Annotated in this window: 13 protein-coding genes; 4 read left to right on the top strand and 9 right to left on the bottom strand. The window is 60.0% G+C overall.

Annotated elements, in window-relative coordinates; all coding sequences use genetic code 11:
• The 3 genes from POF45_RS05820 to ampC form a co-directional block, all read right to left on the bottom strand.
• Entirely contained in the window at positions 1-624 is a 624-nt protein-coding gene (locus POF45_RS05820) for a response regulator transcription factor (protein ID WP_282315305.1), read from the bottom strand.
• Between the two features lie 267 nt (positions 625-891).
• Positions 892-1,686, bottom strand: coding sequence for an SDR family NAD(P)-dependent oxidoreductase (locus POF45_RS05815; RefSeq protein WP_259495088.1), 795 nt, complete (start codon positions 1,684-1,686; stop codon positions 892-894).
• A gap of 220 nt (positions 1,687-1,906) precedes the next feature.
• Positions 1,907-3,064: a class C beta-lactamase gene (gene ampC, locus POF45_RS05810; protein WP_409077964.1), complete on the bottom strand. Its 1,158-nt coding sequence runs from the start codon at positions 3,062-3,064 to the stop codon at positions 1,907-1,909.
• Positions 3,065-3,232: 168 nt separating this feature from the next.
• Between ampC and POF45_RS05805 the strand changes: the two genes are divergently transcribed.
• Entirely contained in the window at positions 3,233-4,117 is an 885-nt protein-coding gene (locus tag POF45_RS05805) for a LysR family transcriptional regulator (RefSeq protein WP_282315302.1), read from the top strand.
• A 128-nt stretch (positions 4,118-4,245) separates the two neighbouring features.
• Here the strand turns inward: POF45_RS05805 and gudD are convergent, their stop codons facing one another.
• Both gudD and POF45_RS05795 read right to left on the bottom strand, forming a co-directional pair.
• The gene (gudD, locus tag POF45_RS05800) at positions 4,246-5,589 is read right to left on the bottom strand and encodes a glucarate dehydratase (RefSeq protein WP_259495084.1); all 1,344 of its coding nucleotides are present in this window, start codon (positions 5,587-5,589) and stop codon (positions 4,246-4,248) included.
• Positions 5,590-5,613: 24 nt separating this feature from the next.
• Complete coding sequence (locus tag POF45_RS05795; RefSeq protein ID WP_282315300.1) at positions 5,614-6,957, bottom strand: MFS transporter; 1,344 nt, start codon at positions 6,955-6,957, stop codon at positions 5,614-5,616.
• Positions 6,958-7,238: 281 nt separating this feature from the next.
• On the opposite strand from POF45_RS05795, the gene POF45_RS05790 reads away from it, so the two are divergent.
• Positions 7,239-7,949 carry a FadR/GntR family transcriptional regulator gene (locus POF45_RS05790; protein ID WP_259495080.1) on the top strand — a complete coding sequence of 237 codons (711 nt, stop codon included), beginning with the start codon at positions 7,239-7,241 and terminating at the stop codon, positions 7,947-7,949.
• A 59-nt stretch (positions 7,950-8,008) separates the two neighbouring features.
• Here the strand turns inward: POF45_RS05790 and trhP are convergent, their stop codons facing one another.
• Positions 8,009-9,334 (bottom strand): prephenate-dependent tRNA uridine(34) hydroxylase TrhP, encoded by a 1,326-nt coding sequence (gene trhP / locus POF45_RS05785; protein WP_282315299.1) that lies wholly within the window; start codon positions 9,332-9,334, stop codon positions 8,009-8,011.
• Between the two features lie 162 nt (positions 9,335-9,496).
• Between trhP and POF45_RS05780 the strand changes: the two genes are divergently transcribed.
• On the top strand, positions 9,497-10,558 hold the full coding sequence (locus POF45_RS05780) for an AI-2E family transporter (protein ID WP_259495077.1): 1,062 nt from the start codon (positions 9,497-9,499) through the stop codon (positions 10,556-10,558).
• On the opposite strand, the gene POF45_RS05775 is transcribed toward POF45_RS05780, so the two are convergent.
• From POF45_RS05775 to POF45_RS05765, 3 genes are all read right to left on the bottom strand, one after another.
• Complete coding sequence (locus POF45_RS05775; protein WP_259495076.1) at positions 10,524-10,736, bottom strand: hypothetical protein; 213 nt, start codon at positions 10,734-10,736, stop codon at positions 10,524-10,526. The genes POF45_RS05780 and POF45_RS05775 overlap by 35 nt on opposite strands.
• Positions 10,737-10,836: 100 nt before the next feature.
• Positions 10,837-11,031 carry a hypothetical protein gene (locus tag POF45_RS05770; protein ID WP_123409983.1) on the bottom strand — a complete coding sequence of 65 codons (195 nt, stop codon included), beginning with the start codon at positions 11,029-11,031 and terminating at the stop codon, positions 10,837-10,839.
• Positions 11,032-11,279: 248 nt separating this feature from the next.
• A complete protein-coding gene (locus POF45_RS05765) occupies positions 11,280-11,612 on the bottom strand; it encodes a hypothetical protein (RefSeq protein ID WP_259495072.1) in 333 nt (110 codons plus the stop codon).
• Positions 11,613-11,858: 246 nt separating this feature from the next.
• On the opposite strand from POF45_RS05765, the gene POF45_RS05760 reads away from it, so the two are divergent.
• Positions 11,859-12,677 (top strand): shikimate 5-dehydrogenase, encoded by an 819-nt coding sequence (locus tag POF45_RS05760; protein ID WP_259503211.1) that lies wholly within the window; start codon positions 11,859-11,861, stop codon positions 12,675-12,677.
• The last annotated feature ends 137 nt before the right edge of the window (positions 12,678-12,814 follow it).

Here is a 12,814-nt window from a genome sequence, read left to right as displayed (position 1 = left end):
TCAGACCAGGTCGTTGCGTTTGGCGAACTCGATCAACTCCAGCAGCGTGTCGGCGTTGAGTTTTTGCATCAGGCGGGTTTTGTAGGTGCTGACGGTCTTGTTGCTCAGCAACATGTCGTCGGCTATTTCCTTGTTGCTTTTGCCCTGGGCCAAACCGTGCAGCACTTTGAGTTCACGGCGCGACACGCCGCTCAGCAGCTGCGCGTCGTTCTGGGCGAAGTCGCTTTTGCGCACCGAGCTGAAGGTGCCAATGGGGAACCAGGTCTTGCCGCTGGCGACGGCCTGGAGCGCGGTGGCGATTTCCACCGGGTCATCGACTTTCGACAGAAACGCCGCCGCACCGGCGCGCATGCATTGCGCCGCGTACGCCTGGCTTTTCAAGCCGGTGTGCACCAGCACATGCGCCGGGCTGCCGCCGATGCGCAAGCGGTCGATCACTGCCATGCCGTCGAGTTGCGGAATGTCCAGGTCCAGCACAATGGCGTCCGGCTTGAGCTCGAAAGCCTTGGTGAGAGCGTCCACGCCGTTGTCGCATTCGCCGACAATCTCATGGCCTTCGCGAGCCAGGATCATCCCGACTGCCATGCGTACTACCGCGTGATCATCGACCAACAGCACTTTCATCGATCAGCCCTCATGCCTTGATTCAGCATAGTCCCGGAGCTGAAAAACGGCTCGGAAGGCCTGATGCGTGGCGAGGCACTGTGAAAAAAAGGCGCGATCGTACTCGGTTTGTGGGCCTAAGTAATCTTCAAGTTGATCGCAATCCCCCCCTGTGGGAGCGAGCCTGCTCGCGACGGCGGTCTATCAGTCGGTAGTGGCTTTGGCTGACACACCCTCTTCGCGAGCAGGCTCGCTCCCACAGGTTGTAGTGCTGTAGTGCTGGTCCGCTCAGGCGATGGTGTCCACGACGCCGCCATCCACCCGCAACGCGGCGCCCGTAGTAGCGGATGCTTGAGGCGACGCCACATACACCACCATATTCGCCACTTCTTCCATGCTCGCCGCCCGCTGGATAATCGAACTCGGACGATTGGCCATGACAAAGTCCGCCGCGACTTTTTCCATCGGCTCACCGGACTGTTGTTGCTGCTCCTTGAGCATGTCGCGCAGCCCATCGGACAGAGTCGGCCCCGGCAGCACTGCATTCACCGTAACCCCGGTGCCGGCCATGCGCTTGGCCAGGCCACGGGAAATCGACAGGTTGGACGTCTTGGTAAACCCGTAATGAATCATGTCCGCCGGAATGTTCAGCGCCGATTCCGACGAGATGAACACCACTCGGCCCCAGCCGTTTTTCTCCATGCCTTGCAGATAGGCGCGCGACAGTCTTACGCCGGACATCACATTGACTTCGAAGAATTTCTCCCAGACGTCATCTTCAGTCTCGAAAAAATCCTGCGGGCCGTAAATGCCCACGTTGTTCACCAGAATATCGACCTGGGGCAGGGCGGCGACCATCGCCTTGCACCCCGCCGCGCTGCCGACATCGGCGGCAATCCCGCGCACGCTGGCGGACGGCAGCAGTTTGTGCAGTTGACTGACAGCGGCCTCCACCGCGTCCTGCTTGCGGCCATTGATCACCACCTCGGCACCGGACAGCGCAAGGCCTTTGGCGATGGCAAAACCGATGCCTTGGGTGGAACCGGTAATGAGGGCGGTTTTGCCGGACAGGTCAATGTTCATGGAGAGGCTCGCTCTTGAGTGGGGAGACAAGAGGGATGACTGCGTGGGGGGCAGGCTAGTTCAAGAGATCACCATTTTTCTGGCCGCCCATAACCCTTGTGGGAGCGAGCCTGCCCGCGAAGGCGCCGGCACATTCGACATCAATCTGGCTGACAGACAGCTTTCGTCGGAACGCCGCCCGGACCAAGCCCGCTCCCACAGGTTTTTTTGCGTTTTGTGCTTACTCGCTCAGTGCCCCCAGAATCTGATGGGCCATCTTCACCCGATCCGGAATCGGGTAATTCTTGTTGGCCATGATCACGATGCCGATGTCTTTGCTCGGCACGAACGCCACGTACGTACCGAAACCACCGGTCGATCCGGTTTTATTGAGCAGCACATTGCCAGGCTCAGGCTGCGGCGGCGTCAGCCATTGGACTTTGTGCGCCTCCATGGCCATCGGCGTCGAGTTGCCGGCCAGCAATTTGTCGAGGGTGATCGGGTAGCTGTAGCGCTCCCAGCCCAGGCCCTGGGTCATGTCGCCGACGGTGTAGTAACCGGTGTGAGTCAAGGCAATCGCCTGCTGCAAAGGCTTTTCCAGCGCAGCCGGTTTCAGGTTCGCTTCGACGAACCGGAGCATGTCTGATGCACTGGTTTTTACCCCGTAGGCCTCGGAATCCAGCGCTCCCGGATCGACGTGTACAGGCTTGTCGGCCTTGTCATAGCCCATGGCGTAGAGCCCCAGCTGATCCTGTGGCACGTGCAGATACGTGTGTTTCAGGCCGAGCTTCGGTAACAGGGTGTTTGCCATCGCCTCATCAAACGGCGCGCCCAGGCTGTGGGCCGCCAGATAGCCGAACAGGCCGATGCTCGGGTTGGAATACTGGCGATGGGAGCCGGCCGGGTACACCGGTTTCCATTGTTGGAAATAGCCGAGCATCTTGTCCGGATGATCCGCTGCATCGGGGAATTGCAGGGGCAGGCCGCCGGCGGTGTAGGTGCCCAGCTGCACCACGCTGATGTTGTCGAAAGCGCTGCCACGCAGCGCCGGCAGGACGTGGCTGGCCTTGTCCGACAGAGACAGTTTGCCGCTGGCCAGGGCATAACCGCCGAGGGTGGCGGTGAAGGTTTTGCTGACCGAGCCGATTTCAAACAGCGTGTCGCGGGTGACGGCTTGCTGGTTTTCCCTGGAGGCGACGCCGTAATTAAAGTAATGCGCCTTGCCGTTGACGGTCAGGGCGATCGCCATGCCAGGCACGCTCTGTTGTTGCATGACCGGTGTGACGGCAGCGTCTACCAGCGCCTGCAACTGTGCGTCCGTCTGTGCCATGGCCATGCACTGGCCTGCACCCAGAAAAAGTCCGAAAGCACTGTAGGACACGAGTCTGTTGAATTTCATATTGGGCATGATTAAGCCGCTTTCCCTGAGATTTGGTTGTGTTAGCCGCTACACTCTGAGCGGTCTTCAATACGGGGCACTGCTGAGCCAGGCAAATTTAGGCAGTCTGGCGCTGATCGGCAAACAATGATATTTCGCATGAGCCATTAGAAAAATTTGGGAGTGGGCATGATTCGGCCTCAACTACCGTTGAACGCACTGCGCGCCTTCGAAGCGTCGGCGCGGCATTTGAGCTTCACCCGGGCGGCGGTGGAGCTGTGCGTGACGCAGGCGGCGGTGAGCCATCAGGTCAAAAGCCTGGAGGTGCAACTTAACGTCACCCTGTTCAAACGCTTGCCCCGCGGCCTGATGCTGACCAGTGAAGGAGAAACCCTGCTGCCGGTGTTGCGCGAATCCTTCGACCGCATCGCCGAAACACTGGACAGGCTGGAAGGCGGACATTACCGCGAAGTGCTGACGGTCGGGGCGGTGGGGACATTTGCGGTGGGTTGGTTGTTGCCGCGACTGGCCGACTTTCGGGCGAAACATCCGTTCATGGATTTGCGCTTGTCGACCCATAACAACCGGGTGGACGTGGCGGCTGAAGGGCTGGATTACGCCATCCGTTTTGGCGCGGGAGCGTGGCACGGCATCGAGGCGTTGCGCTTGATCGATGCGCCGCTGTCAGTGTTGTGCGTGCCCGAGATCGCCCGGCAGCTGAAATCTCCGGCTGACCTGTTGCAGCAGACGTTGCTGCGTTCATATCGCACTGATGAATGGCCTGAGTGGTTTCAGGCGGCGGGTTTGGCGACCCACGCCGCGCCGCCGCAAAGCATCGTGTTCGATTCGTCGCTGGCGATGATGGAAGCGGCGCTGCAAGGCGCAGGCGTGGCGTTGGCGCCGCCGCTGATGTTCGCTCGGCAACTGGCGGCGGATGCGATTCGCCAGCCGTTCGCGATTGAAATCTGCACGGGAAGTTATTGGCTGACGCGCTTGCAGTCACGGCCCGAAACGGCGGCGATGGTGGCGTTCAAGAGGTGGTTGTTGCAGGCAACACAAACCCGTTGGGGTTAACCCGGGCCCCCACTGTGGGAGCGAGCCTGCTCGCGAATGCGGTGGATCAGTAACAACAATATCGACTGACACTGCGTCTTCGCGAGCAAGCTCGCTCCCACAGGGATTGTGTAGTGCTGGAAGAACGCCTAGCGCACCAGGCTCGGCCGTTTGTTATCGAACGTCCACCCCGGTATCAGGAACTGCATTGCCACGCTGTCATCCCGCGCGCCCAGGCCCATGCCTTTATACAACTCATGCGCCTTGGCCAATTGGTCCATGTCCAGCTCCACCCCAAGCCCCGGCTTCTTCGGCACCTGCACGCAGCCATCGACGATTTGCAGCGGGGCCTTGGTCAGGCGCTGGCCGTCCTGCCAGATCCAGTGAGTGTCGATGGCGGTGATTTCGCCGGGCGCGGCGGCGGCGACGTGGGTGAACATGGCCAGGGAAATGTCGAAGTGATTGTTGGAATGCGAACCCCAGGTCAGGCCCCATTCGTGGCACATCTGCGCCACGCGCACCGAGCCCTGCATAGTCCAGAAATGCGGGTCGGCCAGCGGGATGTCCACCGAGTGCAACTGCAGGGCGTGCCCCATTTCCCGCCAGTCGGTGGCGATCATGTTGGTGGCGGTTTTAAGGCCCGTGGCACGCCGGAACTCGGCCATGACTTCGCGCCCCGAGTAGCCGTTTTCCGCACCGCACGGGTCTTCGGCATAAGCCAATACGTGGTGTTGATCCCGGCACAGGCGAATCGCCTCTTTGAGTGACCAGGCGCCGTTCGGGTCGAGGGTGATACGCGCCTCGGGGAAGCGCTCGGCGAGGGCGGTGACGGCTTCTAATTCTGCATCGCCGCTGAGCACGCCGCCCTTGAGCTTGAAGTCCTTGAAGCCGTAGCGCTTGTGTGCGGCCTCAGCCAGACGCACGACCGCCTCGCTGGTCATGGCTTTTTCGTGACGCACGCGGAACCAGTCGTTGTCGGCGTCCGGCTCGCTGCGATAGGCCAGGTCCGTCTGTTGGCGATCACCGACGTAGAACAGATAACCGAGCATCTTCACTTCGTCGCGCTGCTGGCCTTCGCCGAGCAATGCGGCCACCGGTACGTCCAGATGCTGGCCAAGCAGATCGAGCAGGGCAGCTTCAAGGCCGGTGACGGCGTGGATGGTGATGCGCAGGTCGAACGTCTGCAAACCGCGACCGCCGGCATCGCGGTCGGCGAAGGTCTGGCGCACCTGGTTGAGGATCTTCTGATACGTGCCGATGGGGCTGCCGACCACCAGCGAGCGGGCGTCTTCCAGCGTTTGCCGGATGCGCTCGCCACCGGGTACTTCGCCGACGCCGGTGTGCCCGGCGTTGTCGGTGAGCATCACGATATTGCGGGTGAAAAACGGCCCGTGGGCGCCGCTCAGGTTAAGCAGCATGCCGTCGTGGCCGGCCACTGGCACCACTTGCATGTGGGTGATGATCGGGGCTTTTGCGCTGTCTTGTGTGTTCATGTTGTTGTCCTTTCAAAACCGGATTCAGACGTGGTGCGGCGTGGGAGTGACGACGGCAGCGGGTGTGTTTTTCGGCGTGTTGCGGGCGGCGAAGACGATGATTGCGGCGATGATCGAGGTCGCGGCCAGACCATACAGCCCGCCCTGGATCGAGCCGGTGCGCTCTTCGAGAAAGCCGAAGGTCGTCGGGGCGACGAAGCCGCCGAGGTTGCCCACCGAGTTGATCAGCGCAATCACGCCAGCGGCGATGCGGGCATCCAGATACGACTGGGGGAGCGGCCAGAACAGCGACGAGGCGGATTTGAAACCCAGCGCGGCAAAGCAGATGGCAACGAAGGCGAAGATCGGCCCGCCGGTGGTGGACATGAACATCCCCGCTGCCGCGATCAACAGGGCCGCCGCGACCCAGGCTTGCTGGTGTTTCCATTTCGCTGAAAAAGCGGCGAAGGCGTACATGCCGACAATCGACAGCAACCACGGAATCGAGTTGAACAGCCCGACCTGAATATCGCTCAGGTCGCCCATCTTCTTGATGATGCTCGGCAGCCAGAACGTGGCGGCGTAGATGGTCAGCTGGATGAAAAAGTAGATCAGGCAGAACAGGATGATCTGACGATCCTTGAGCAGTGTGACCAGCGACGGTTTGATCGGTGTGGCGGCCTCGCGAGCCAATTGTTCGGCGTCGATGGCGTTGACCAGTGCGTCCTGTTCGGCGCGGCTCAGCCATTTGGCGTCGTGGGGCTTGGAATCGAGCCAGAACCAGACGAATACGCACAGGCCCACCGAGAACATGCCTTCAATGAAGTACATCCATTGCCAGCCGTGCAGGCCAAAACCGTTGAGTTGCAGGAGCATGCCCGACAGCGGGCCGGAAATCAGTGAGGCCACCGCCGAGCCGCTGAGGAAGATGGCAATCGCCTTGCCGCGTTCCACACCCGGCAGCCAGCGGGTGAAGTAGTAGATCACCCCCGGAAAGAACCCGGCTTCGGCCACGCCCAGCAGAAAACGCAGGATGTAGAAGTGGGTTTCGGTCTGGATGAAGGCCATGCCGGCGGCCACCAGGCCCCAGGTCAGCATGATGCGGGTCAGCCAGATGCGCGCGCCGACTTTTTGCAGAAGGATGTTGGAGGGCACTTCGAACAGCGCGTAGCCGATGAAGAACAGGCCGGCACCGAGGCCGTAGGCGGCAGCGCCGATGCCCAGGTCCTGCTCCATGTGGGCGCGGACAAAGCCGATGTTCACGCGGTCGATGTAGTTGACGATGAACATGATGACGAACAGCGGCAGGACGTGGCGTTTGACTTTCGAGATGGCGCACTGGAGGACCGAATCGGCGCCATCGTTCATCTCGGATATGGATGCTTTCACTGCTTTTCTCCCACTCGTTATTTTTATGCGGGGTGTGGCTGGGTGCTGCGATGTTGATAGACATCATACAACTGTATTTTTTCAGTCGGCAAGCGACTTGTTCAACGAATCTGCGCTATTCAGGCGGTTTTATAGGCTTTTTAGTGTTGTGCTCGGCAGATGATGCAGCTAATACGGCGATTAATGTTGAGTGTTGTCATACAAGTTGGTGGATGTTTTTCAAGGTTTCCCATTCATCGCGGTGCTACGATCCGGATAGCCCTGCTCTAAGGATGAACACCATGCAAGACGACCTCGACGCACCTGCCCGCAAGCGTCCCCACAACCTGGCTCACGATCTGGTCGCCAGGTTGACCCAGAGCATCCTGCTCGGCCAGATGCTGCCGGGGGACAAACTGCCGTCGGAAAACAGCATCGTTCAGGAACACGGCGTCAGTCGCACGGTGGTGCGCGAAGCGATTTCGAAATTGCAGGCGTCGGGGCTGGTGGAAACCCGTCATGGCATCGGTACGTTTGTCATCGAGCGGGCGACAGAACAGGGGCTGCGGTTGAACGTCGATACCGCGCTGGGGGTGCGCAGCATTCTGGAGTTGCGCATGGGCCTGGAAACCCAGGCTGCCGCGCTGGCGGCGGTGCGGCGCACGGATCAGCAACTGGTGCTGATGCGCGAAGCGCTGGACGATTATCAGAAGCTGCTGGCCAACAACGACAGTTGCGTGGAGGCCGACCGGCGCTTCCACCTGCTGATCGCCGAAGCCACCGGCAATCTGTGTTTCAGCGAAATCATGCAGCATCTTGGCAGTGCCATGATTCCACGAACCCGGGTGAATGCCGTCGAGCGCGGGGCGGCGGATTTGAGCAAGCTGGGGCAGTTGGCCAACCTGGAGCACGAAGCCATCTTGAATGCGATCAAGCGCCAGGACCCGGACGCGGCGCGGGCGGCGATGTGGTTGCATCTGACGAACAGTCGGGATCGGTTTTCGGCGAATTAGTCCAGATCGCCTGAACACCGAACATCCCACAGGGGATCACAGGTTTTTTTGGGGATGCCTCAGGTGGCGTTGATATCGCGCATCAACAACCCAAAGCGCAAATCCACCGCATCCGGGATCGGCACGTACACGGTATGCCCGTCCCCCGGCGCCACGTCGACCGGCTCGCCCTTGGCGTTCTGCATCTGGTGCAGATCAAAATGGAAGTTGCCCTTGGGCGTCATCAATTCAAGGTGATCGCCCAGGCCAAAACGATTTTTCACCTTCACTTCGGCTAGCCGGTCCCGGCGCTCGCCCGTCAGTTCGCCGACAAACTGCTGACGCTCTGACACCGAGCTGCCGTTCTGGTAATTCTGATACTCGTCATGCACATGTCGACGCAGAAAGCCCTCGGTGTAACCACGCTGGGCCAGCGATTCCAGGTCGTTCATCAAGCTGCGGTCGAACGCGCGACCGGCGACGGCATCATCAATCGCCCGACGGTACACCTGCGTGGTGCGGGCGCAATAGAAGTGCGATTTGGTGCGGCCTTCGATTTTCAGCGAATGCACGCCCATCTGCGTCAGGCGCTCGACGTGCTGCACGGCGCGCAGGTCCTTGGCGTTCATGATGTAAGTGCCGTGTTCGTCTTCGAAAGCCGGCATCAGTTCGTCCGGGCGATTGGCTTCCTGTAGCAGGAACACCTGATCGGTGGGCGCGCCGATGCCCAGGGTCGGCTCGGGTGAGTACTGCTGGACGATCTCGCCGAGCTGGTTTTCAGTGGCCGCCTGCGCCGAGTATTTCCAACGGCAGGCATTGGTGCAACTGCCCTGATTGGCGTCGCGCTTGTTCATGTAGCCCGAGAGCAGGCAGCGGCCGGAGTAGGCCATGCACAAGGCGCCATGGACAAACACTTCCAGCTCCATCGCCGGCACGTGCTGACGAATCTCGGCGATTTCTTCCAGTGACAATTCCCGGGACAGGATGATCCGGCTCAAACCCTGCTGCTGCCAGAACTCGACACTTGCCCAGTTCACCGTGTTGGCCTGCACCGACAGGTGAATCGGCATCTGCGGGAAGTGCCGGCGCACCAGCATGATCAAGCCGGGATCGGACATGATGAACGCGTCCGGCGCCATGGCGATTACCGGTGCCAGGTCTTTGAGAAAGGTTTTGAGTTTGGCGTTGTGCGGCGCGATGTTCACCACCACGTAGAAGCGCTTGCCCTGGGTTTGTGCTTCCTGGATGCCGAGGGCGAGATTGGCGTGATCGAATTCGTTGTTGCGCACCCGCAGGCTGTAGCGCGGCTGGCCGGCGTACACCGCATCGGCGCCGTAGGCGAAGGCGTAACGCATGTTTTTCAGGGTGCCGGCGGGGGCGAGCAGTTCGGGTGTCGCGAGGGTCATGGCGGTATCGGTCGCAAAAGCGGCACAGGATAGGCGCTTGCCCGTGGGCTTTATTGATCTGGATCTATGCTTGATGCACAAACGGATGGCACTCGGGCGGACCTTGGTGGACTAAGCATCACGGTGCGAGCAAGTGCCGGTACGGACTGATATGGATTGGACATGAACGAAACGACGCTACAAGACAAATCGCTGCTGGTATTGCTGGTGGCGGTGACGCTGGCCTTTATCTGGATCCTGCTGCCGTTCTACGGCGCTGTGTTCTGGGCGGTGATCCTGGGCATAGTCTTTGCGCCTATGCAGCGCCGGCTGCAATTGAGGTTTGGCTGGCGGCGCAACCTGACCTCCTTGTGCACCTTGGGCATCTGCGTGGTGATCGCGATTTTGCCGGTGATCATCCTCAGTCTCCTGCTGGTTCAGGAAGGCGCATCGCTGTACAAGAGCATCGACAGTGGGGAGCTGGACATAGCGGGGTATGTGGCGCAGTTCAAGCACGGTTTGCCACCGTACTTCCAGCATTTGCTCGATCGTTTCGGTGTGGGTGAGTTGCACGGGCTGCAGGAGAAAATCGTCAAAGGGGCGATGCAGGGCAGTCAGTTTTTCGCGACCCAGGCAGTCAGTTTTGGCCAGGGCACCTTCGAATTCGTGGTGAGTTTTTTCATCATGTTGTACCTGTTGTTCTTTTTTCTGCGCGATGGCGCCGAGCTGGCGCGCAAGATCCGCACCGCCGTGCCGTTGCAGGAACACCAGAAGCGCCGTTTGCAGCTCAAGTTCAACCGCGTGGTGCGTGCCACCGTCAAAGGCAACCTGCTGGTGGCGATCACGCAAGGGGCTTTGGGCGGTTTGATTTTCTGGTTTCTGGACATCCCCAGTGCATTGCTCTGGGCGGTGCTGATGGCGTTTCTGTCGCTGTTGCCAGCGGTGGGGGCGGGCATCGTCTGGGCGCCGGTGGCGATGTACTTCCTGCTCAGTGGGGCCATCTGGCAAGGCGTGGTGCTAGCGACGTTCGGGGTGTTGGTGATCGGTCTGGTGGACAACCTGCTGCGACCGATCCTGGTGGGCAAGGACACGCGCATGCCCGATTACCTGATCCTGATCTCGACCCTGGGCGGGATGGCGATCTTTGGCCTGAACGGCTTTGTGATCGGGCCGTTGATCGCTGCGCTGTTCATGTCGAGCTGGGCGATTTTCATCGAAACCAAGCCGAAGGTTCAGTTGCCTTAGGCAGGCAACCAGCAGGCATCGAGATGTTCGACAATGCCTGGGCCGCCGGCAATGAGGTGAGCGGTCCGCTGACCGGTTCGCCATCCTGCACCAGATACCAACAGGCGAGCAATCCTAGCTCTCTGAGCGGTGCGGGAACGGCGCTGCCGACAACGGACATGATTTGAACCTGAGACATAAGGACCTCCAGTGATCTATGGAGCTACCTTACGGAGCAAACGGTTCTACGGATAATCAACGCGCTCGATAGTGGACATTGATGCCGGCGAGTCTGGCGCTCAGTCCACGACCAGGTCGAGCATGTGGACCACTTCCTGCTCGTTGAGCAATCCCTTGCGGACCAGGTTTTCCGCCAGCAGCGAGAGAAACTTGGCGCTGCGATGGCCTTCCAGGTGCTTGAGTTCGGTCAGGGCGTTGTACACCTTGCTGGAGGTGCACAAACCGACATTGCGGTGCGGATTTTGTGTGGGCATGAGGTCGTCCTTGTTGTTATCAACCTGTTGTTTACGGACAGGCCCAAGCTTGGGGGCCTGACATGACATAAATATGACCGTTTTCTTCAAGCGGAAGGAAGGGCTTATGTCAATCATGCCGATTCTAGTCGCAGGCACTGTCCTGACAGCGACCCGGAAGAGATTTATTCAGACACCTGAACGAAAACAGGCCCCGCCTTGCGGCGGAGCCTGTTTCATCGACAGCCAGAACTTTACAGCCGTGGACCTCAGTAGCGAGGTTGAACGTAGTAGCCCTGTGGCTGTACGTAAACCGGTTGAGGGGGTGGCTGGTAGTAGACCGGTGGCGGTGCATAGACCGGCTGCGGTTGGACGTAGACCGGTTGCTGTACGTAAACCGTGCGCGGTCCGGACATCACCGAACCTGCTACCACGGCGCCCAGAACTGCACCGACAGCAGCCGGTCCTACCCAGCCTCCGTGACCGCCGCCCCAGCAGCAGCCGCCGTGGCCATGGCCATAATAGTAACCACCGGCTTGCGCCTGTCCGGCGACAGCCAATGCACCGATCAGCAAAGCTAAGACAGGAAGTTTACGGATCATGATAATTCCTCGTTAATTCGACCCAGCGCTTGAATCTGCAAATAGACCCAAGGATTATCGCGGGGATACTTCTAAGACAGCGTCTTTTTGAAAATCAGCACAGCCATTAGGTAAAGTTTGTGTAAGGTCTGTACCGGCTTCTTTACTGCCCCCCGGATACCGGGCGCAGACACCTCGCTATGATCGAACAGAACGGGGGCCATGGCTAATCCCGTCTATCTGAAAGTGCCACTGAAGGAGATTGCGATGCAGATGAACCCCAACAAAGACACCCGGCTATGCATGTCGCTGTCTGGGCGCCCCGGCAACTTCGGGCTGCGATTTCACAATCATCTGTATGAACAACTGGGCCTGAATTTCTATTACAAAGCCTTCAGCAGCCAGGACCTGACCGGCGCCGTCGGCGGCATTCGCGCGTTGGGCATTCGTGGCTGCGGCGTGTCGATGCCGTTCAAGGAAGACTGTATTGCGCTGGTCGATGAGCTTGATCCGTCGGCGGCGGCCATTCAGTCGATCAACACCATCGTCAACACCGACGGGCATCTGAAGGCGTACAACACCGATTACATCGCCATCGCCCAGTTGCTGGAAACCCATCAGGTGCCCAAGGACTCGAGCTTTGCCCTGCGCGGCAGTGGCGGCATGGCCAAGGCGGTGGCCAGTGCCTTGCGTGATGGCGGCTACAAACACGGCGTGATCGTGGCCCGTAACGAACGTGCTGGCCGTGCGCTGGCCGAGTCGCTGGGGTATGAATGGCAAGCGGAGCTGGGGCCGCTGCGTCCGCAGATGCTGATCAACGTGACGCCCATCGGCATGACCGGCGGCCCTGAAGCGGATCAACTGGCATTTGAAGCTGAGGCCATCGTGGCGGCGCAGACGGTATTCGATGTGGTGGCGATCCCCTCGGAAACACCGTTGATCGTGCGTGGACGGGCTGAAGGCAAGCGGGTGATTACCGGGCTGGAGGTGATTGCGATCCAGGCGCTGGAGCAGTTTGTGCTTTATACCGGGGTGCGGCCGACCGAGGAGCAGTTTCAGGCGGCGGTGGCGTTTGCTCGTAGTTGACCCCGTGGTTTATTGATTGGCGGTGATGCCCCCTTTGCGAGCAGGCTCGCTCCCACATTTGATCGCATTCCTCAGAAAGGGCTCGGTCACTTGTGGGAACGAGCCTGCTCGCGAAGGCCGCGACTCGGTCTTCCATG

Source organism: Pseudomonas fungipugnans, from assembly GCF_029955235.1.
Lineage (GTDB): Bacteria > Pseudomonadota > Gammaproteobacteria > Pseudomonadales > Pseudomonadaceae > Aquipseudomonas > Aquipseudomonas fungipugnans.
Note: the sequence above shows the minus strand (reverse complement) of the source record. Positions and strands in the feature narration are given on the sequence as shown.